The sequence below is a fragment of the Gymnodinialimonas phycosphaerae genome, from assembly GCF_019195455.1.
Taxonomy (GTDB): domain Bacteria; phylum Pseudomonadota; class Alphaproteobacteria; order Rhodobacterales; family Rhodobacteraceae; genus Gymnodinialimonas; species Gymnodinialimonas phycosphaerae.
This window is the reverse complement of the sequence record NZ_JAIMBW010000001.1, coordinates 1,568,138-1,586,297: the sequence shown is the minus strand read 5'-3', so window position 1 is coordinate 1,586,297 and position 18,160 is coordinate 1,568,138. Positions and strand designations below refer to the sequence as shown.

The 18,160-nt window shown below is 63.1% G+C and carries 21 protein-coding genes, 2 tRNA genes and 1 pseudogene; 6 read left to right on the top strand and 18 right to left on the bottom strand.

Translation table 11 applies throughout. The features are described 5' to 3' along the window. Positions 1-448: 448 nt before the first annotated feature. A tRNA-Tyr gene (locus KUL25_RS07775) sits at positions 449-532 on the bottom strand. A 130-nt stretch (positions 533-662) separates the two neighbouring features. Between KUL25_RS07775 and rlmB the strand changes: the two genes are divergently transcribed. The 3 genes from rlmB (at position 663) to KUL25_RS07760 (ending at position 2,470) form a co-directional block, all read left to right on the top strand. Next, a complete protein-coding gene (rlmB, locus tag KUL25_RS07770) occupies positions 663-1,445 on the top strand; it encodes a 23S rRNA (guanosine(2251)-2'-O)-methyltransferase RlmB (RefSeq protein ID WP_068362883.1) in 783 nt (260 codons plus the stop codon). Between the two features lie 54 nt (positions 1,446-1,499). Continuing rightward, complete coding sequence (locus KUL25_RS07765; RefSeq protein ID WP_345790958.1) at positions 1,500-1,763, top strand: eL34 family ribosomal protein; 264 nt, start codon at positions 1,500-1,502, stop codon at positions 1,761-1,763. Positions 1,764-1,999: 236 nt separating this feature from the next. Continuing rightward, positions 2,000-2,470 (top strand): CoA-binding protein, encoded by a 471-nt coding sequence (locus tag KUL25_RS07760; RefSeq protein ID WP_257892427.1) that lies wholly within the window; start codon positions 2,000-2,002, stop codon positions 2,468-2,470. A gap of 86 nt (positions 2,471-2,556) precedes the next feature. Here KUL25_RS07760 and KUL25_RS07755 read toward each other — a convergent pair whose 3' ends face one another. The 4 genes from KUL25_RS07755 to hisA form a co-directional block, all read right to left on the bottom strand. Then, a complete protein-coding gene (locus KUL25_RS07755) occupies positions 2,557-2,871 on the bottom strand; it encodes a phosphoribosyl-ATP diphosphatase (protein WP_257892426.1) in 315 nt (104 codons plus the stop codon). Beyond that, positions 2,868-3,653: an imidazole glycerol phosphate synthase subunit HisF gene (hisF, locus tag KUL25_RS07750; RefSeq protein WP_257892425.1), complete on the bottom strand. Its 786-nt coding sequence runs from the start codon at positions 3,651-3,653 to the stop codon at positions 2,868-2,870. Before hisF ends, KUL25_RS07755 begins: the two co-directional genes overlap by 4 nt. 46 nt (positions 3,654-3,699) lie before the next feature. Next, entirely contained in the window at positions 3,700-3,930 is a 231-nt protein-coding gene (locus KUL25_RS07745) for a hypothetical protein (RefSeq protein ID WP_257892424.1), read from the bottom strand. Between the two features lie 400 nt (positions 3,931-4,330). After that, positions 4,331-5,047 carry a 1-(5-phosphoribosyl)-5-[(5-phosphoribosylamino)methylideneamino]imidazole-4-carboxamide isomerase gene (hisA, locus tag KUL25_RS07740; RefSeq protein WP_257892423.1) on the bottom strand — a complete coding sequence of 239 codons (717 nt, stop codon included), beginning with the start codon at positions 5,045-5,047 and terminating at the stop codon, positions 4,331-4,333. A gap of 148 nt (positions 5,048-5,195) precedes the next feature. Here hisA and KUL25_RS07735 point away from each other — a divergent pair, with 148 nt between their 5' ends. After that, on the top strand, positions 5,196-5,585 hold the full coding sequence (locus KUL25_RS07735) for a DUF2147 domain-containing protein (RefSeq protein WP_257892422.1): 390 nt from the start codon (positions 5,196-5,198) through the stop codon (positions 5,583-5,585). Between the two features lie 69 nt (positions 5,586-5,654). Here the strand turns inward: KUL25_RS07735 and KUL25_RS07730 are convergent, their stop codons facing one another. From KUL25_RS07730 to KUL25_RS07710, 5 genes and pseudogenes are all read right to left on the bottom strand, one after another. Beyond that, positions 5,655-6,095: a hypothetical protein gene (locus KUL25_RS07730; protein WP_257892421.1), complete on the bottom strand. Its 441-nt coding sequence runs from the start codon at positions 6,093-6,095 to the stop codon at positions 5,655-5,657. A 146-nt stretch (positions 6,096-6,241) separates the two neighbouring features. Further along, positions 6,242-6,880 (bottom strand): imidazole glycerol phosphate synthase subunit HisH, encoded by a 639-nt coding sequence (hisH, locus tag KUL25_RS07725; protein ID WP_257892420.1) that lies wholly within the window; start codon positions 6,878-6,880, stop codon positions 6,242-6,244. A 42-nt stretch (positions 6,881-6,922) separates the two neighbouring features. Continuing rightward, the gene (hisB, locus tag KUL25_RS07720) at positions 6,923-7,510 is read right to left on the bottom strand and encodes an imidazoleglycerol-phosphate dehydratase HisB (protein ID WP_257892419.1); all 588 of its coding nucleotides are present in this window, start codon (positions 7,508-7,510) and stop codon (positions 6,923-6,925) included. A gap of 93 nt (positions 7,511-7,603) precedes the next feature. Beyond that, positions 7,604-7,840 carry a thioredoxin family protein gene (locus KUL25_RS07715; protein WP_257892418.1) on the bottom strand — a complete coding sequence of 79 codons (237 nt, stop codon included), beginning with the start codon at positions 7,838-7,840 and terminating at the stop codon, positions 7,604-7,606. 11 nt (positions 7,841-7,851) lie between these two features. Next, positions 7,852-8,910: pseudogene (locus KUL25_RS07710) on the bottom strand (permease). 462 nt (positions 8,911-9,372) lie between these two features. Here KUL25_RS07710 and KUL25_RS07705 point away from each other — a divergent pair. Continuing rightward, entirely contained in the window at positions 9,373-10,320 is a 948-nt protein-coding gene (locus KUL25_RS07705) for a hypothetical protein (protein WP_257892417.1), read from the top strand. 68 nt (positions 10,321-10,388) lie between these two features. On the opposite strand, the gene KUL25_RS07700 is transcribed toward KUL25_RS07705, so the two are convergent. The 6 genes from KUL25_RS07700 to KUL25_RS07675 form a co-directional block, all read right to left on the bottom strand. Then, positions 10,389-10,463, bottom strand: a tRNA-Gly gene (locus KUL25_RS07700). Positions 10,464-10,564: 101 nt separating this feature from the next. Then, positions 10,565-11,398: a metallophosphoesterase gene (locus KUL25_RS07695; protein WP_257892416.1), complete on the bottom strand. Its 834-nt coding sequence runs from the start codon at positions 11,396-11,398 to the stop codon at positions 10,565-10,567. A 43-nt stretch (positions 11,399-11,441) separates the two neighbouring features. Then, positions 11,442-11,987 (bottom strand): DUF2314 domain-containing protein, encoded by a 546-nt coding sequence (locus tag KUL25_RS07690; RefSeq protein ID WP_257892415.1) that lies wholly within the window; start codon positions 11,985-11,987, stop codon positions 11,442-11,444. Positions 11,988-11,990: 3 nt separating this feature from the next. Next, complete coding sequence (locus KUL25_RS07685) at positions 11,991-12,206, bottom strand: hypothetical protein (RefSeq protein ID WP_257892414.1); 216 nt, start codon at positions 12,204-12,206, stop codon at positions 11,991-11,993. Positions 12,207-12,209: 3 nt separating this feature from the next. Then, complete coding sequence (locus tag KUL25_RS07680) at positions 12,210-12,479, bottom strand: hypothetical protein (protein WP_257892413.1); 270 nt, start codon at positions 12,477-12,479, stop codon at positions 12,210-12,212. A gap of 42 nt (positions 12,480-12,521) precedes the next feature. Beyond that, positions 12,522-15,962: a pyruvate carboxylase gene (locus KUL25_RS07675; protein ID WP_257892412.1), complete on the bottom strand. Its 3,441-nt coding sequence runs from the start codon at positions 15,960-15,962 to the stop codon at positions 12,522-12,524. 179 nt (positions 15,963-16,141) lie between these two features. On the opposite strand from KUL25_RS07675, the gene KUL25_RS07670 reads away from it, so the two are divergent. Beyond that, positions 16,142-16,582 (top strand): BLUF domain-containing protein, encoded by a 441-nt coding sequence (locus KUL25_RS07670; RefSeq protein WP_257892411.1) that lies wholly within the window; start codon positions 16,142-16,144, stop codon positions 16,580-16,582. Here the strand turns inward: KUL25_RS07670 and KUL25_RS07665 are convergent. Beyond that, positions 16,579-16,959 (bottom strand): hypothetical protein, encoded by a 381-nt coding sequence (locus tag KUL25_RS07665; protein WP_257892410.1) that lies wholly within the window; start codon positions 16,957-16,959, stop codon positions 16,579-16,581. The genes KUL25_RS07670 and KUL25_RS07665 overlap by 4 nt on opposite strands. Before the next feature lie 55 nt (positions 16,960-17,014). Continuing rightward, entirely contained in the window at positions 17,015-18,157 is a 1,143-nt protein-coding gene (locus tag KUL25_RS07660; protein WP_257892409.1) for an alpha-hydroxy acid oxidase, read from the bottom strand. Positions 18,158-18,160 lie beyond the last annotated feature (3 nt).

Sequence of the window (18,160 nt, the reverse complement as noted above, 5' to 3'; positions counted from 1 at the left end):
CGTGTGACCCTTGTCGGAAATAGTGCTAACGCCTTGACCGCTAGTATTCTTTCTCACGTGTGTATTGCCATTCCCGACTGGCAGTTGACCTTCAAGATGAGAACCTTCCACCTCCCAATGCCGTAGCCTGACCCAATGCCGCGAGGCTTTCGAGGAGCGGCTGGACGCTGGTCGTGCGGGCGCGTTTGAAGTGCCGGGCGATCTGTTCCGGGGACGCCTCACCAGACGCTTGCAGGGCCTCTCTAACGGCTGCGATCTGATCGGGGAGGGTCGTGGGCCACGTGGCCTTCTTCGTTGCTGTGGGTGCAAATAATTTGGGATCGGCCAACGGAAGTAGAAAACCCCGTGTCGTGAGGTGCTTAGGTAGGCTGCATGGCGCATCGTCTGTGTCTCACCTGTGCGTCGCACCGGGAAATTGCACCATCTAAGCTATTGATTTTAAATAAAATGGTGGGCGACCCTGGAATCGAACCAGGCGTGAGTCGCCTCGAGGGAGTTACAGTCCCCTGCCACACCTTGCGGCCTGTCGCCCACCGGGGCCGGATCACTCCGGCGTGGGGGCGGAATATCGACGCGGGGCGGGGGGGTCAAGCGGGAATGCGCCTTGCGCTCGTCCCAAGGGCTGCGCAGTAAGAAGAACGCAGACGGAGGCTGAGGGCATCATGGCCAAAAAACCAACTTGGGTGATCGATAAAGAGCGCGGAAAGCGCGCGGCGGCGGCAGAAACCATCTGGTTGTTCGGCCTCCATGCGGTGCGCGACGCGCTGTCAAATCCTGGCCGTGAGGTGCTGCGGCTGGTTGTCTCGAAGAATGCGGGCGACAAGCTGGCCGATACAATCGCCGCGCGCGGGCTGGAGGCCGAGATTGCCGATCCGCGCAAGTTCCCGGTGCCGCTGGATGCGGGCTCGGTCCACCAAGGGGCAGCGGTGGAGGTGAAGCCGCTCGATTGGGGCGATTGGCGTGCTTTGGCACGGGGTGACGGCAGCGAACGCTCTGTGGTGGTGCTGCTTGATCGGGTGAGCGATCCGCACAATGTGGGCGCGATCCTGCGCTCGGCCGAGGTCTTCGGGGCCCGTGCTGTGATTGCCCCCGCGCGCCATTCGGCGCCGGAAACCGGGGCCTTGGCCAAGACGGCGTCGGGTGCATTGGAGCGGATGCCCTATGCGCGCGTCGGCAACCTGGGTGACGCGATGGAGGCCTTGAAGGCAGACGGCTTCTGGATGGTCGGCTTGGCGGAAGAGGGCGCAGAGGACATCGGTGCGGTTGCCGCACGCCACGCGGAAAGCCACATCGCGTTGGTTCTGGGCGCGGAAGGCCCCGGTTTGCGCGAACGGACCCGGGGGCTCTGCGACGAATTGGCCAAAATCCCCTTTGCGCGCGATTTCGGGTCGCTCAACGTCTCAAATGCCGCCGCCGTGGCCCTATATGCCCTTACGAAAGGGTAGCCCATGCATGCCACGAAGATTGCCACCTGCTCCTACTGCGGGCGCAGACAGACGTTGAAATTGACCGCGCGCCATGGCCATGAGTTGGCCTGTGGCGCGTGCGGCGCGCCCCTGCACGAGATGAAGTGGCTCAAGCCGCCAGAGAGGCACCGCGAGAGCGTGAAGCGCTCGCCCGAGCGGCCCGCGCCCCATGGCTTTGCAGGAGGGGCGTCGCGACCCGAGCGCCCGGTGAAGGCGAAAAAGAAGAAGCGCCGCAAGTCGCTGTGGAAAAAGGCGCTGGAAGAGGCCTTTGACGTGCTCGAGGATATCTTCGACTGAGGCGCGGCCGTCACGGTGCAGGAGCATTGCTGTGCGGCGGATCGACTTACGCTTGATGATGGGGCGCTGATCACGTTTTTGTGCCGCCCCTACAACAAAGACCGATGCGGCCCCATCTATATTTCAGGCATCGCGGGCCGGAACCCTGCGAGCCCATTACTGTCCCTCGTTCCGAACTTGCGCCCGCCGGTCAAAAAGCCGCTGCGGGCGCCTTTTTTGTCTGATATGGCAGGGGCATGACAGTGACACCTTCCGATGATCTGCTACGCCGCGTGTTACGCTCCTCCAAGAGTTTCGCTTGCGTGGGCGTCTCTCCGAACCCCGTGCGTCCCAGCCATTACGTGGCGCGCTACCTGCAACTGAAAGGGTTTCGCATCGTGTCGGTGAACCCCATGCATGCGGGCACGCGACTGTTTGGCGGGACGGTTGTGGCGGACCTGACGGAGGCGGGGCAAGTGGATGTCATCGACATTTTCCGCCGGCCCGAGCATGTGCCTGACATCGTCGATGCGGCCCTTGCGATGCCGGTGCGCCCCTCTGTGATCTGGATGCAAATCGGGGTGACCCATGCGGAGGCCGCCGCAAAGGCCGAGGCCGAGGGGCTGACGGTTATTCAGGATCGGTGTCCCAAGATCGAGTATCAGCGGTTGTTCGGAGAGCTGCGGATGGGTGGGTTCAACACCGGGATCATTAGCTCGAAACTGTAAGGCTGGGGTGCAAGACCCTGTAGGTTTTCTGTTGTTGCAGCTGCGCGCACATAATTGCCTTCGGGCGCACTTTTCCGTGCGCCAATCTAGGTGTCGCGTGCGGCCTTCTCGGCCAGGCCGGATGTGCCGTGGCGGCGGGCCAATTCGGCCTCGATATCCGCAAGGCTCACGTCACGCGCAGCGCACATGACGAGAAGGTGGTAGAGGGCATCGGCGGCCTCGGAGGTCAGCTTATCGCGGTCGCCTTTGACGGCCTCGATGATCGCTTCAACGGCTTCTTCCCCGAATTTCTCGGCACATTTCTCGGGGCCTTTGGACAGCAACTTGGCGGTCCACGAGGTGTCGGGGTCCGCGCTCTTGCGGTCTAGGATCGTTTCGGCAAGCTGCTGGAGAGGGGTCATGTCAACCTCACGGGAATGCCGGCGGCGGCCATGTGGGCCTTGGCCTCGCCGATGGTGAAGGTGCCGAAGTGGAAGATGGAGGCGGCCAGCACGGCGGACGCGCCGCCTTCGGTCACGCCTTCGACAAGGTGATCCAGCGTGCCCACACCGCCCGAGGCGATGACGGGCACGGGAACGGCGTCAGAGACGGCGCGGGTCAGGACCAGGTTGAAGCCCGACTTGGTGCCGTCGCGGTCCATGGAGGTCAGCAGGATCTCTCCGGCGCCTTTTGCGACGACGGTCTTGGCGAATTCCACCGCGTCGATGCCGGTGGATTTGCGACCGCCGTGGGTGAAGATCTCCCACTTGCCGGGGATTCCCTTTTTGCTGTCCTCTGGAACGACGGTTTTGGCGTCGATGGCCACGACAATGCACTGGGAGCCAAACTTGTCCGCCGCGCGGGCCACGCAGTCCGGGTCCGCCACGGCGGCGGAGTTGAACGAGACCTTGTCGGCCCCTGCCAGCAACAGATTTCGGACGTCGTCCACGGTGCGCACGCCGCCACCAATGGTGAGCGGCATGAAGCACTGCTCAGCCGTGCGGGTGGCAAGATCATACATCGTGCCGCGGTTCTCGTGGGTGGCCTTGATGTCCAGGAAACAAAGCTCATCCGCGCCCGCGAGGTCGTAGGCGCGGGCCTGTTCGACCGGGTCGCCCGCGTCGATGAGATCCACAAAGTTAACGCCCTTAACGGTTCGACCTTCGGCGACGTCGAGGCAGGGAATGATACGGGTTTTCAACATGGGATGCGTTTAGGCGGAAACGGGCGGACAGGGAAGAGCCGACGCGTCAGGCGCGTTTGCGCCTGAACAGCGAGATGAGGGCACCGACCAACGCGATGACGACGAGGATGATGCCGAGGAAGCTGAACCAGATGGTGAAGATGACCGTGAAGGGCGCATTGAAGCGCCGCGCGAGGGAATGGCTGACATCGACCCCATCGACGATGCAGGGCTGGGCGCCCGCAGCATTGACGATGCAGCCATGACGTTCTGCCGTCCACCGCGCGTTGAGCCCCACGAACCAGGGCCAAAGGCCAGCGACGATCAGGCCGAGGCCAAGGAGGAAGAGGGCGAGAAGGATCCATCTGGTCTTTGGGGCAAACTTCCTGAAAGGGCGGGGCGACGTGACACTGCAATATCATGGCGCGGGGAAGAGGCCAGTCGGGAAAACCAGTGGTTTGATCACGTGGCGCCGCATTGAATGGGTCGGTTTGGGACGGCGGTGACGCTGGCCTTCGGCATGCGCCCCACCCGCCGTCCCGTTGGGCGATCAAGGGAAATGGCACGCTCAGCCACAGGGCCGCGGCTGTCGCGGGCAAAAGGCGGAATATGCGAAGGGGATGCCGTAAGTGGGGAAGGCCAACATTCCGACGAGATACAGGCCGCCGACGTTATACAGGCCGCCAACGTGCCGCTTGTCATGCCAGCGCTTTGAGCGCTTCGGCCAGATCCAAAGCGCCATCATAGAGCGCGCGCCCCGAGATCGCCCCGGCGATCACGCCCGTGTCCTTCAGCGCCGTCAGATCCGCCAGCGACGACACCCCGCCGCTTGCGATCACCGGGATCGAGGTGGCGCGCGCGAGGCCTGCGGTTGCCGCCACGTTCGGCCCGCCCATGGCGCCGTCTCGGTCGATGTCGGTGTAAATGATGGCAGCCACGCCTGCATCTTCAAACGCCTGTGCGAGGTCGGTGACCATCACGTCGGTCTCTTCCGCCCACCCCTTGGTGGCCACGCGGCCCTTGCGGGCATCGATGCCGACGGCGACCTGGCCCGGGAATTCGCGGGCTGCGGCGCGCACGAGGTCGGGGTTTTCGACGGCCACGGTGCCCAGGATTACGCGGGCGATGCCGCGGGTGATCCACCCCTCGATCGTCGCCATGTCGCGGATGCCGCCGCCTAATTGAGTAGGCACGCTGGTCGCGGCCAGGATCGCCTCCACGGCGGCGCCGTTGACCGGCTCCCCGGCGAAAGCGCCATTGAGGTCAACCAGATGCAGCCATTCGCAACCCGCGTCCTGGAACGCGCGGGCCTGCGCCGCCGGGTCTGTGTTGAAGACGGTCGCTTCGGACATCTCTCCGCGCAAAAGCCGCACGGCGTTGCCGTCCTTTAGGTCAATGGCGGGGTAGAGGATCATGGGCGTGCGTCCTTGAAATGGGCAAGTTTCACTGGCTTTTCCCCCATGTCCCCCGTCAGCGCAAGACCCAGCCGCCGCCACGTCATGCTTGCCTTTGAAACAGCCGCGCGCAACGGTTTCGAGCACTAGGATTTGGGAGGATCATCATATGAAAAAGACCCTACTGGCTGCTTGTATCGCGACGTTGGGCATGGCAGGCGCGGCCCTCGCGGACGCGTCCCACGGCATTTGGCAAACCGAGGTCGACGATGGGGCCTATGCCTACGTAACGCTGGGGGCCTGTGGCGGTGCGGTCTGCGGCACGATCAGCAGGACCTTCAATTCTTCGGGCGAGTACCAGTCCGAGAACATCGGGCGGCAGATCGTGATCGACATGGTCCCGAACGGCGACGGCACCTACGAAGGCTCGGTCTGGCGGCCTGCCAACAATCGCGTCTACATCGGCCGCATGAGCCTGAGCGGCAACGCGTTGACCCTGCGCGGCTGCGTTGCGGGCGGCCTGATCTGCGCCCGTCAGAACTGGGTACGAATACAGTAACCTCTTGGCCCGCTTGCAAAAAGGGCGGACCGATCGAGCCGCCCTTTATCGTTTCCATGGTGCGGTGGGTCAGCTGCCGTAGGGCTGCCAGCGCGACAAGCGAATGGCCGAGGCGCGCGAGCCGGGGGCAGCGCTCATGGCGCGGCGGACTTGGGCCGCCGAGGCGCAGGACAGCACATGGCCGCCCGCTGAGGTGCGGGCGCTGACGCACAAGCCGTCGCGGCCATTGTCGACCTCGCCAGTGTAGATCGGGTAGCCTTGGCCGAAGGGTGTGGGGTTGGGTCCGGGAACCAAACGGCAGACCGTGCGCAGACCTGCGCTGTCAATGGAGTGTTGGGTCAACGCGATGACTTGTCCGTAGGCGGGCGGAATATTCAATTCGAGATCAAAGGCATAGGTGCCGTTGAAGCAGTTCGCGGCAGTGTAGTTCTCGGGGTAGATCGTGGTGGTGGTGGGGGTACAGGCCGAAAGGCCCACAAGCGCGAGAACGACAACGAAAAAACGGATCAAGGGTGGCGCCTGAAGTTGGGTAATCACGGATGCGTGAAAAGTATCGCGCGCAGAGACGAAGTTGCACGGGAAAAGCGCGATCTATCGTGAATGACGCCCTGTGGTGTCGCCCTTCGGACCTGTTCGAAAAGGCAGGTAGGGGCCGTTTACGGCGCCCATTGCAGGAAGTTGGCGATCATGCGCAGGCCCGCGAATTGGCTTTTTTCGGGGTGGAACTGCATGCCGACCATATTGTCCCGGCCAACAATGGCCGTGACCTTCCCGCCATAGTCCACATGGGCCAGGAGGTGCCCTTTATCTGTGGGGTGCATGGCGTAGCTGTGCACGAAATAGGCGTGATCGCCAGAGGTGACACCGTTCAGGACCGGATGCGGGTGGTCGATCACCAGATCGTTCCAGCCCATGTGCGGCACCTTCAGGTCCGGATCCGAGGGCGCGATGTGAGTGACCTCACCGGGGATCCAGTCAAAGCCCGCGACGTCCTCATACTCGCGGCCCCACGTGGTCATCATCTGCATGCCGACGCAAATACCGAGGAAGGGTTTCCCTTCCTTCTCAACGGCTTGAATAAGCGCCTCTTCCAACCCATCGATGGCTTGAAGGCCGCGACGGCAGGCGGGAAACGCGCCGTCGCCGGGCAGCACGATACGATCGGCGCGCGTCACCACATCGGGATCGGACGAAACGATCAGCGCCCCCGCACCGGCATCGATGGACATGCGTTGGAACGCCTTCTCGGCCGAGTGCAGATTGCCTGCGTCATAGTCGATCAGAACCGTCGTCATGGGGGGATTTTTCCCGAAATCGAGTGTGTCACCAGCGGCCTTTCAGAGGCTGCCCTTTGTCGAGGGGATCGCGTCGGCCTTGCGGGGGTCGACCTCCAGCGCATCGCGCAAGGAACGGGCCACCGCCTTGAAGGCGGCCTCGGCGATATGGTGGCTGTTGAAGCCCGCGCCTTGGATCAGGTGAAGGGTGATCCCGCCGTGGGTGGCGAAGGCCTGGAAGAATTCGCGCACCAGTTCGGTGTCGAAAGTGCCGATCTTGGCGGTCGGCATCTCGACCTCCCACACCAGATAGGGCCGCCCGGAAAGGTCCAACGCGCAGGCGACGCGGGCGTCGTCCATCGGAAGGGTGCATTCGCCGTAGCGGCGGATGCCACGCTTGTCGCCCATAGCCTGTGTCAACGCCTGACCCAGCGCGATGCCCACGTCTTCCACGGTGTGGTGATCGTCGATGTGCAAATCACCCGCGCAGCGCACCGTCATGTCTATAAGAGCGTGGCGCGCCAACTGGTCCAGCATATGGTCGAAGAACCCCACACCGGTTTGATTGTCGTAGCTGCCGGTGCCGTCGAGATTGATCTCGACAGAGATATCCGTCTCGGCGGTCTTGCGGGTGATCTGTGCTGTGCGCATCGGGCCTCTCCTGTCCTTGGCGGCGCTTATAGGGTGCGGGCGGCAGGCAGGGAAGGGCGGATTGGATGCGCCGCGCGCTACAATGCCCCCGTTTCAGGTGGTAAGCCATTGATCCAGCTTGGCGGCGTCGGGAAGGCCGCCTGCGTGGACGAGCTTGCCATCGACCGCGACGCCCGGTGTCGACATGACGCCAGCCATGGCGATGGATTTCGCGTCCGAGATCTTTTCGACCTCGACGTCGATGCCCAGTCTCGAAGCGGCCTCGCGCACCAGTGCCTCGGTGGCATCGCAGCGCTTGCAGCCGGGGTCATAGAGCTTGACGGTTTTCATCCTGTGTCCTTTCAGAGGAGTGCGTTGAACAGATAGCCGGTAGCGAGGATCCCCGCCGCGACCACCGCGATGAAGATCGCGATCAGCCGCAGTGTCAGCAGCTGCTTGAGAATGATCATTTCGGGCAGCGACAGGGCAATTACGGACATCATGAAGGCAAGCGTCGTGCCAAGGGCCGCGCCCTTGTCCAGAAGTGCCTCGACAATGGGAATGACGCCTGCCGCGTTGGTGTACATTGGCACGCCCACAACAACCGCTGCCGGGACCTACCACCACGCCTCACCGCCCATAATTTGCAGCATCATTGCTTCGGGCACATAGCCGTGGATCAGGGCGCCGATGGCGATTCCGACCAGAACCCAGATCCAGACCTTGCCCACGATTTCGCGCACTTGCTCGGCACCGGTCTTCAACCGGTCGACGAAGGTCAAATGTTCCTCGGGCAACTCGCCCACGGGGCCTGCGTTCAACTCACGCACCCAGTCCTGCAAGTAGCGTTCAAGCCCCATCTTGCCCATCACGTATCCCGCGACGGTGGCGATCGAGAAGCCGAAAACAAGGTAGATCGTGGCGATCTGCCGCCCCACCAGACCGTATAGCAGCCCCAGCCCGACAGGGCCCACCATCGGGCCCGCGATCAGGAAGGAAAACGTCACGCCAAGCGGCACACCTGCCGAGACAAAGCCAATGAAGAGCGGCACCGAAGAACAAGAGCAGAAGGGCGTCAGCACCCCCAGCAACGCGGCCAGGGGGTAGCCCAGGATCTGGCGTTTGCCCGCAAGGATGGCTCGGGTCTTCTCGGGGCTGAACCAGCTGCGCAGCACGCCGGTCACGAAGACGATGCCGGTCAGAAGCAGAAGGACCTTCGGCACGTCATACACAAAGAACGCGATCGCCTCGCCGGTGTGGCTGTCGCGTGCCACGGGGAAGAGGGCGGTGATCCATTCCGAAAGCGGGATCAGTTGCCCGTAGGCGACCCATCCCAGGATAGCGACGACGGGGACCGCCGCATACCAAACCCAATCAGGGGACTGAGGGCGCGGGGCGATGTCATGGGTTAGGTTGGTCATGGCAATTCCAGTTCAAAGGCCTTGTTGCATCGAGCATTGGTGCCAGCGCCGTCCCGACTCCCCGATACGATATCCAAGCGAAGGCGATGCCGAGGCCATTGCGTATCTCGCCGGTCTTTCAGGAGGCCCGTCCCACGCACTACGTTCACATGGCGCGACGGGGCGCTTTGACGGGCGTCAATTCGCGGTCGGTCGCGGGGCCTATGATTTCGAGAGAAATCGACGAACACCTCTGTTTCGGAGGATATTCATTTGGATCTGGGCGCGGCGCACCGCAGGCTCCCTTGTCAGGTGCATGGATTTTTTGCGGGCTTGCGGGGGGCAGGGAAAGGACGCGCCGGGCGACGGTGCGCGCATGCCGTGCCAGCTTCAAAACGGGGGCGGGAAATCCGGTCTTTGTGGTCTGATGATTCTACTGCAAAGTACGCAAATCAAACTTGAATCAATTCATTAGGAGATGTCATGCGTGTATTGAAACCCTTCATTACCGGGGCAGTTTTCGCCCTTGCAAGCGCAACGTTTGTCACAGCGCAAGAGGTGGAGAGCGTGCCGATTACGTTGTCGAGCATCGCGATCGAGCGCTACGCGGAACTGACCGAATCCGATGCCGACGGCGGCGTGGCCTGTTGCGCCCCCGTGGTTTTGCATCAACCCGGACACCATTTCGTTTATGTGCGCGCCATTTATGACGTGGCCTGGACGGAGGAGATCGACCGGGTCAACGTGTCGTTCTCGGACATCGGGCTGCAATTGCCCGGCGACGCAGAGCCGCGCCAGATGGTCGGCCGGATGGCCGCCGTTGGTGAATTCCAACTGTCAGGCACGTCCCTGACCGCGCGCCGCCCGCGTGATTGGCCAGATGAGACCGAGCAGGCCTACCTTAACGCGGTGTTCCTTGTGCCGGAAACGATCACCAGCGGCACATTGGTCTTTCAGGACACCGACTACAGCCAGGAAATCTCGCTTGAGGCGGAAGTGACCGAGCTGATCGACCCGGCGAGCCTGCTGGAAGTCAACGTTCTGGCCCTGACAGAGGTGGACGAGGTGGCTATCCGCGAAACCTCTGGCCGCCAAGACATCACGGGGCGCCTGGCCGCGACGCTGGGGTCCATTTTGCAACTTGATGTGTCGGTGCAGCCGATGGTGGCCAACGACATTGACGGGGACAACTCGTTCTTCTTCAACATCACCGATTTCACGCTGGTGGGGCCGGACAATGCGCCATTGCACCTGATCGGCACGGTGCCCAACAACAGCTTGCAGGACAGCTATTCGTACTCCTCATCGTGGGATCCGGGCAGTCTGCCACGGTCGCAATCGATCCGGTTCTATTTCGCGGGCAACGCCGCGCCGGGCGTCTACAAGGTGTTTTATCTTGGCACGCCGATGGCGGACCTGATGTTCGAGTAACCGACAAAGTCTTGATCTGAATAAAGAAAAACGGCCCGGACAACGAACTGTCCGGGCCGTTTTTTAAATGGAGCGGGTGAGGCGATTCGAACGCCCGACCCTAACCTTGGCAAGGTTATGCTCTACCCCTGAGCTACACCCGCTCACTTCAGTGTGTGCGCTATCTATAAAGACTGACGCGAGCGCGCAAGAGGGAAATGGGCCTTTTTTGGTCCTGTTTTTGTGCTGCGCCAATGCCGCGCGGTCAATAGGTTTGCACGGCGCCATCCGAGAGCGCGAAATCCTCGGTATGGACCACGACCGTGTCCTTCATGGCCAGGAGGATGCCATAGGCGCCGGGTTCATCGACGCTATCGGCAAAGGTGCCTTGGCCCAAAATCATCGGGATCTGGTGGCAGGGGCTCTTGAGAATGCTGACAGGCAGTGCGCCGCCCTTCGGGTTGGCGGCGCTGGCGTGAATCGTGCGGTGGATATGGCCGCAGATCAGGTGACGGACGTGGGGTGCCCCGTGCAAGCGCGTCAGCAGCGCCCCCGAGTTGGCCAGCCCGATCGCATCCATCGCCCAAAAGCCCACGGGGCAGGGCGGATGGTGAGCGAAGACAACCACATCGCGGCCGTCCCCCGCCGCCCGAGCCAGCTCCGTATCGAGCCATGCCAAACGGGTGTCACACAGCCAGCCGTCGTGGGCCAGCGGCGCCTGGTCGTCGTAATCATGGGTGTCGAGGATCAGCAACCGGAGCGGCCCAAGGTCCAGCGCCGTCTGGGCGAAGCCATCGGCGTTCAGCGCGCCGGGAAAGGCGGCGCCAAGCGGTGCGCGCAGGTCATGGTTGCCCATCGTCACGGTCACGGGGATCGGGCAATCGACCAACACCGGGGCGAGGCGCGCATATGCCTCGGGCGCGCCGGAGTGGGTCAGATCGCCCAGAAGGATGACATGTTGGGCGTCCGGGTGGCGTAACAGGGCATGGGCCAAGCCCTCCTGGAACCGGGCAAGGGGGTCAAGGCCGATGATCGTCTCACCTTCCGGCATGATATGCAGATCGGTGAAGATCAGTGCTTTGTCGAAATTCTCTTCCATTGGGGGAGGGTGCCGCAAGCCAGGTGACGGGACAAGTCCCATCCTATTCCCATTCAGGCGGCAGAACGCGGGTGGCGAGGCTGTTGAAGATGTGCCCGTTGCCCGGCTGTGCGGCAATCACGCGGTTGGTGTAATTCCCGAAAAGGCCATTGGGGGCGGGCAAGCTGCAGTCCTGAATGGCCGACGCGGGAAAGCTGACGATATCGCCCCGCTGCCAATCGCCCAGGTGGAATGGTTGGTTGTTGAGCCGCCCTGTGAAGCTGCCATCGGGCAGGCGACGAAAGTCTGTGACCCAGATGATTTCGTCGCCTTGGTCGGTGGGGAACGTCTGGAACGACACCTTGATCGAGCCCCCACGGGCGACGCCGATTGGATCCAGCACGTGGGACAGGAACAGCGGCAGGGTGCGCTGCGCCTCGGCAATGGCAGCGTTCATGGTGACGTCACCGGCAGGGAAGAATTCCAGCCCGGGAACATCGTCGGGGACGAGGTCTTCGGCGGGGATGGGCACCGTGTCGATGATCGGTTCGACCTTCTGGGCGACGGCGGGCGAGGAAAGCAGGAGCAGGATGGCAAGCGTACGAAGCATGGTCTAGTTCCAGTCGGCGGAAAGGCGGGACGGCATCAGCCGGATCATGATCGACCCACCATCGACCGAGCGATGCGTGGATGTCCAGCGCAAGCGATACGCGCCGAAGAGGCGACCGCCGTCTTCCAACGCGGGCAGCGTCCAATCCCAGACCTGATCAGCGGTGAACGTGGACGTCTCTCCGAACAAGTGGCCGTGGAAGGACATGGAATTGGGCACCACTCAGCCCTCGTATCGGCCATCGCCGAGGGCACGGATGCCGCGCATTGGCTCTATCGTACCGCCGGGGCAGTCTTGGGCCAGCCCGGGCGGAAGCACGACCAAGACGCCAAGGCGGTCTGGACCTGTGCCATCTTCCGCAAAGGTATGGCGCGCAAGCGTGGCGAAGCTTTCTTGCGCCGATGCGGGGTCATACCCGAGGACGCACAGGGGAGAGGTCTGGCAGCCAAGCGCGCGGTCGGTGACCTGGGCAATGGCCCCGGTCGGGGCCACTGCGAGGAGCGCAGCGAGGAGGCGCCGCCGCGCGAAGCGCATTCACGCCAACTCGACCAGTAAATCCTTTGCGTCGATCTGCCCGCCCGGCGTCACATGCACCGCCTTGACCACCGCGTCGCGGTCGGCGTGGATGCCGGTTTCCATTTTCATCGCCTCGATGGTCAGCAAAAGCGTGCCTGCCTTGATCTCCTGACCCGCCTGGACGCCCACGCTGGCCACGACACCGGGCATTGGCGCGCCGATGTGGTTGGGGTTGCCAAGTTCGGCCTTGGGGCGTTTCGCGGTCGCCGCCGACGCAAGGCGGTTGGGCACCCGGACGGTGCGGGGCTGGCCGTTGAGTTCGAAGAACACACGGACTTCGCCCTCTTCATTGGTCTCGCCCATGGCGACCAGCCGGATTTCCAACGTCACGCCGGGGTCGATCTCGGCCTCGATCTCTTCTCCTTGGTCCATGCCGTAGAAGAACGTCTTCGTGGGTAGGGCACGCACGGGGCCATAGTCTGCATGGCGGGTGGCGTAGTCGGCGAAGACCTTGGGATACATCAGGTAGCCGTTGAGGTCTTCGTCGTCGATTTCCACATCCAGTTGCTTGGCCAGATCGGCGCGGGTAGCCTCGATATCGACGGGCTCCAGATGCTTGCCGGGACGCTCCAGATTGGGTTTTTCGCCCTTGAGTGCCTTCTTGACGATGGCCTTGGGGAAGCCATTGGGCGGCTGGCCCAGATCACCCTTGAGCATCCCGATCACGCTGTCGGGGAAGGACACGTCTGTGGCGGGGTCTTCGACCTGTTCGCGGGTCAGCCCTTGGGATACCATCATCAGCGCCATGTCGCCCACGACCTTGGACGACGGTGTGACCTTCACGATATCGCCGAACATCTGGTTCACGTCGGCGTACATCTGCGCCACTTCGTGCCAGCGCTCTTCCAGCCCCATCGACCGCGCCTGGGCCTTGAGGTTGGTGAACTGGCCGCCGGGCATCTCGTGCAGGTAGACCTCAGAGGCGGGGGCCTGCATGCCGCTCTCGAAGGCGGCATAATGGGCGCGCACGGCCTCCCAATAATCACTGATCTGGCGGATCGCACCGATATCAAGGCCGGTATCACGCTCGGTGAAGCGCAGGCCTTCCACGATCGTGCCGAGGGTGGCTTGGGACGTGTTGCCCGACAGTGCATCCATGGCGCAATCAACGGCATCCACGCCGTGCTCGGAGGCCGTCAGGATGGTGCCCGCCGCCACGCCCGCCGTGTCGTGGGTGTGGAAGTGGATGGGTAGGTCCACGGCGTCTTTCAGGGCCGGGATCAGCACCTCTGCGGCTGCCGGTCGCAAGAGCCCCGCCATGTCCTTGAGGCCCAGAACGTGGGCGCCGGCCTTCTCCAATTCTTTGGCCATATCAACGTAGTATTTCACGTCATACTTGGCGCGGGCAGGGTCGAGGATGTTGCCGGTGTAGCAGATCGTGCCCTCCACGATCTTGCCGGTCTCGCCCACGGCATCCATGGCAACGCGCATGTTCTCGACCCAGTTTAGGCTGTCGAACACGCGGAAGACGTCGACGCCGGACTCGGCCGCCTGTTTGACGAAGCCTTGCACCACGTTGTCGGGGTAGTTGGTGTAGCCCACGCCGTTTGAGGCGCGCAGAAGCATCTGCGTCATGATGTTGGGCATCGCCTTGCGGATGTCGCGCAGGCGCTGCCAAGGGCATTCCTGCAAGAAGCGATAGGCGACGTCAAAGGTGGCCCCGCCCCAGCATTCGACGCTGAACAGACCGGAGAGGTTGTGGGCGTAGGCGGGCGCGACCTTGATCATGTCGAGGGACCGCATCCGCGTGGCCAGCAAAGACTGGTGGCCGTCGCGCATGGTGGTGTCGGTGATCAGAAGGTGTTTCTGGTCCTTCATCCACTTGGCGACGGCCTCTGGCCCCTTGTCATCGAGCAGGTTGCGGGTGCCGGGGGGAGGGGCTTCCACGGGGACACGTGGCGCGCGCGCGGGTTTGAGGTCGGCGGCAGGCTTCGGGCGGCCTTGGGTTTCCGGGTGGCCGTTCACGGTGATGTCCGCCACGTAGGTCAGGATCTTCGTCGCGCGGTCGCGGCGGGGGCGGAAGTCGAACAGCTCCGGCGTCTCGTCAATGAACTTGGTGTGGTACTGGTAGTTCAGGAAAGTCGGGTGCTTCAGCAGGTTTTCCACGAAGGCGATGTTGGTCGACACGCCCCGGATGCGGAATTCGCGCAGCGCGCGGTCCATCCGTGCGATGGCGGCGTCTGGCGTAGGGGCCCAGGCGGTCACTTTCTCCAGCAGGCTGTCGTAATAACGCGTGATCACCGCGCCGGAATAGGCAGTGCCACCATCGAGGCGAATGCCCATGCCCGTGGCCCCGCGATAAGCGGTGATGCGGCCATAGTCGGGGATGAAATTGTTGGCGGGATCTTCGGTCGTGATCCGGCACTGGATCGCGTGACCGTCGAGCTTCACGTCATACTGGGACGCGACCCCGGTGGCGGCTGCCAGCATCTTGCCCTCTGCGATCAGAATCTGCGCGCGGACGATGTCGATGCCGGTCACTTCTTCGGTGACGGTATGTTCCACCTGCACGCGGGGGTTCACTTCGATGAAGTAGAATTCGCCGCTGTCCATATCCATCAGGAACTCGACGGTTCCGGCGCATTCATAGTTCACATGTTCGCAGATCTTCTTGCCCAGAAGGCAGATCTCGTTGCGTTGCATGTCCGTTAGGTAGGGGGCGGGGGCGCGTTCCACGACCTTTTGGTTGCGGCGCTGGACGGAGCAGTCGCGCTCATAGAGGTGATAGATATTGCCGTGGCTGTCACCGAGGATCTGCACCTCCACGTGGCGGGCGCGGATGATCATCTTCTCGAGATAGCCTTCGCCGTTCCCAAACGCCGCTTCGGCTTCGCGACGGCCTTCCAGCACCTTTTCCTCCAACTCATCCTCGGAGGCGATCGGCCGCATGCCGCGCCCGCCACCGCCCCAAGAGGCCTTCAGCATCAGGGGATAGCCGACCTCGGCCGCTTCTTTCTTGATCGCGGCCATGTCATCGCCAAGCACTTCTGTTGCGGGGATGACCGGCACGCCCGCCTCGATCGCCACGCGCCGCGCGGAGGCCTTGTCGCCCAACTGGCGCATGGTCTTGGCCTTGGGGCCGATGAACGTGATGCCAGCCTCGGTGCAGGCATCGACGAAATCGGGGTTCTCCGACAGCAGGCCATAACCCGGATGGATCGCATCGGCGCCGCATTGCTTGGCGACCCGGATGATCTCCTCGATGCTCAGGTAGGCGGCCACGGGACCCAGACCTTCGCCGATCTTGTAGGCTTCATCCGCTTTGAAACGGTGCAGCGACAGCTTGTCCTCTTCGGCATAGACGGCAACCGTGCGCTTGCCCAACTCGTTGGCGGCGCGCATCACGCGGATGGCGATCTCGCCCCGGTTGGCGATGAGGATTTTTTGGAATTCGGCCATGGTCGGGTGTCCTCAAGTAGCGACGCGGTAAGACCCGTAAACGGTCCCTTCGCAGATGCAGCATTCTTGGACGGTCGCGGAGCGAAGGGCAACCGGAACGTTGTACGTGCGAAGTTGGTTACGATCCGTAAAGGCTTTTGCGCTAGCCTTCGTCAGCCGCACAAATCGCGAGGGTCACATTGTACCGTGTCATCTATACCAGTCAGGCAAGCCAGTTGTTTGGTCGTGCAGCGTTGTCGGCGGTGACGGCTGTCTCACGGCGCAACAATGCCAGGTTGGATGTCTCGGGTCTGCTTGTGTGCCACGATCGCCGGTTCTTTCAGGTATTGGAGGGGACAGAGATGGTTTTGACAGCGCTGATGACGCGAATCGCCGCCGATCCGCGACACCAGAACCTGGCGATGGTTGCCCATGGCCCAACGCAGCAGCGGGCTTTCACAACCTGGCGGGTCTACTGCGCGTCCAAGGATCCGTTGGCTACGCTGGATCCGCAGATATCGGCTTTGGAACGGCTTATTCCGACCAACAGTGAGCTGCGTGGAAACGATCCCAACGTGCGACAGCACGTACGGGCCTTTCTGGCGGGATTGCGCAATTTGCCTGCCGCCCATGCGGCCTAACTTGCCGGCGCCAGACGCGCCCGGAACGGCGCCGTCATCTGCCAGCGCCGCAGGAATTGCTCGCCCCAGACCGCATAATCGACGCCATGGGCGCGGGCCGTGGCCTCGACCTGGTATTCGTATTGCGACTCGATGTTGTCGGTGTCGATCATGATCACCATCGGTTCGCGATTGGTCAGCAGGGCGTTGAACGTTGCCTGATGCAGGCTGTCGTAGGCGCCGCGCGTATGGTCCATGCCGATCTCGATCGCATGGGTGTCGGTGATGCAATCGACGCGTACATAGGTAGTGACGGCGTCCAGCCCGTAGCTGACGCGATGCTCGGGTTCGCCCCCCAACATGGCACAGAGTATCGCAATGGCCTGAGCTTCGGTCATGGGAACGATATATGAACATTCAGGGCTGGGCTTAAGCCCTTGTTAAGAATTTTAGCTATTCGGAGATCAGCCGCCCCGAGAGGTCCTCAAGCCGCTGCGCCCCGATCTGCGCCATGTTGCTGGACATGTCCTTCGTCAGGATATCATGCCAATGGGCCGGGCCGTCCGCGCCCAAGGCCCCTAGAGCATAGTGCCATGCCCGTCCCATCATCACGAAATCCGCCCCCAGGGCCAGGGCGCGCAACACGTCGAGCCCGCCTTCCACGCCGCTGTCGAACACAATGGGAAGGTCCGTGGCCGCGCGCACCCCGGGCAGAAGGGCTGCTGCCCCCGGCGCGCCGTCGAACTGGCGGCCCGCGTGGGTCGACACCCAGATCGCGTCGACCCCGTAGGCCTCCGCATGGCGCGCCACGTCCGGCTCGCACACGCCTTTCAGGATGAAAGGTCCGTCCCAGGCGTCGCGCAGGGCGGCGACATATTCCCAATCGGGTGCCGCGCGCAGCAGGTAGCCCACATGGGCGGTGGAGGGCAGGGGCCCTTTCGCCAAGTCCTCGGCATAGCTGTCCATCAACCGCATGCGCGGCATGCCGGTGGCCGCAATGCCGCGTGCCCACGCGGGGCACTGAGCCACCTGCGCCAGAAGCCGTGGCGTCAGGCGGGGCGGTTGCACCAACCCGCCCCGGGTTTGGCGTTCCCTACGGGACGCGGCTGGAACATCCACCGTCAGCACCAGCGTATGGAAGCCCGCCTCCCGCGCCCGGCGCAACATGTCATCGCGCACCTCCGGCGATTTCGGCGGATACATCTGGAACCACCCCTGATCCGCGATCCGCCCCTTCAATACCTCAGGCACCACAGTCGCCACGGTCGAAAGCCCGTAAGGAATGCCCGCCAGCGCCCCGTGCGCTGCCAGCAACGCCTCTGCCCCCGGCCAGATCAGCCCCGACATCCCCAAGGGTGCGATCCCGAACGGCACCGGGTACTCGCGCCCCAAGAATGTGCACGCCAGTGAGGGGGCCACCTCACCCAAAAGCGCCGCCGGGCGAAACAAGATCGCATCAAGTGCCGCCCGGTTGCGCGCGGCCCCTGCTTCCAACCCTGTCGCCGAGTCGAGATATTCCCACACGAAATGCGGAATGCGCCGCCGCGCCCGCGCTTTCAAGTCCGCCAATGCGGGGTATCGAGAATGCAAATCCATGTG

Excerpts from the sequence above, each read along its gene's own strand:
- KUL25_RS07665 (WP_257892410.1), bottom strand. The coding sequence starts at position 16,959 with ATGACCGAAGCTCAGGCCATTGCGATACTCTGTGCCATGTTGGGGGGC.
- KUL25_RS07690 (WP_257892415.1), bottom strand. The coding sequence starts at position 11,987 with ATGCTTCGTACGCTTGCCATCCTGCTCCTGCTTTCCTCGCCCGCCGTC.
- KUL25_RS07660 (WP_257892409.1), bottom strand. The coding sequence starts at position 18,157 with ATGGATTTGCATTCTCGATACCCCGCATTGGCGGACTTGAAAGCGCGG.
- hisH (WP_257892420.1), bottom strand. The coding sequence starts at position 6,880 with ATGACGACGGTTCTGATCGACTATGACGCAGGCAATCTGCACTCGGCC.
- rlmB (WP_068362883.1), top strand. The coding sequence starts at position 663 with ATGGCCAAAAAACCAACTTGGGTGATCGATAAAGAGCGCGGAAAGCGC.
- hisF (WP_257892425.1), bottom strand. The coding sequence starts at position 3,653 with ATGTTGAAAACCCGTATCATTCCCTGCCTCGACGTCGCCGAAGGTCGA.
- KUL25_RS07760 (WP_257892427.1), top strand. The coding sequence starts at position 2,000 with ATGACAGTGACACCTTCCGATGATCTGCTACGCCGCGTGTTACGCTCC.
- hisB (WP_257892419.1), bottom strand. The coding sequence starts at position 7,510 with ATGCGCACAGCACAGATCACCCGCAAGACCGCCGAGACGGATATCTCT.
- KUL25_RS07755 (WP_257892426.1), bottom strand. The coding sequence starts at position 2,871 with ATGACCCCTCTCCAGCAGCTTGCCGAAACGATCCTAGACCGCAAGAGC.
- KUL25_RS07705 (WP_257892417.1), top strand. The coding sequence starts at position 9,373 with ATGCGTGTATTGAAACCCTTCATTACCGGGGCAGTTTTCGCCCTTGCA.
- KUL25_RS07735 (WP_257892422.1), top strand. The coding sequence starts at position 5,196 with ATGAAAAAGACCCTACTGGCTGCTTGTATCGCGACGTTGGGCATGGCA.
- KUL25_RS07695 (WP_257892416.1), bottom strand. The coding sequence starts at position 11,398 with ATGGAAGAGAATTTCGACAAAGCACTGATCTTCACCGATCTGCATATC.
- KUL25_RS07715 (WP_257892418.1), bottom strand. The coding sequence starts at position 7,840 with ATGAAAACCGTCAAGCTCTATGACCCCGGCTGCAAGCGCTGCGATGCC.
- hisA (WP_257892423.1), bottom strand. The coding sequence starts at position 5,047 with ATGATCCTCTACCCCGCCATTGACCTAAAGGACGGCAACGCCGTGCGG.
- KUL25_RS07675 (WP_257892412.1), bottom strand. The coding sequence starts at position 15,962 with ATGGCCGAATTCCAAAAAATCCTCATCGCCAACCGGGGCGAGATCGCC.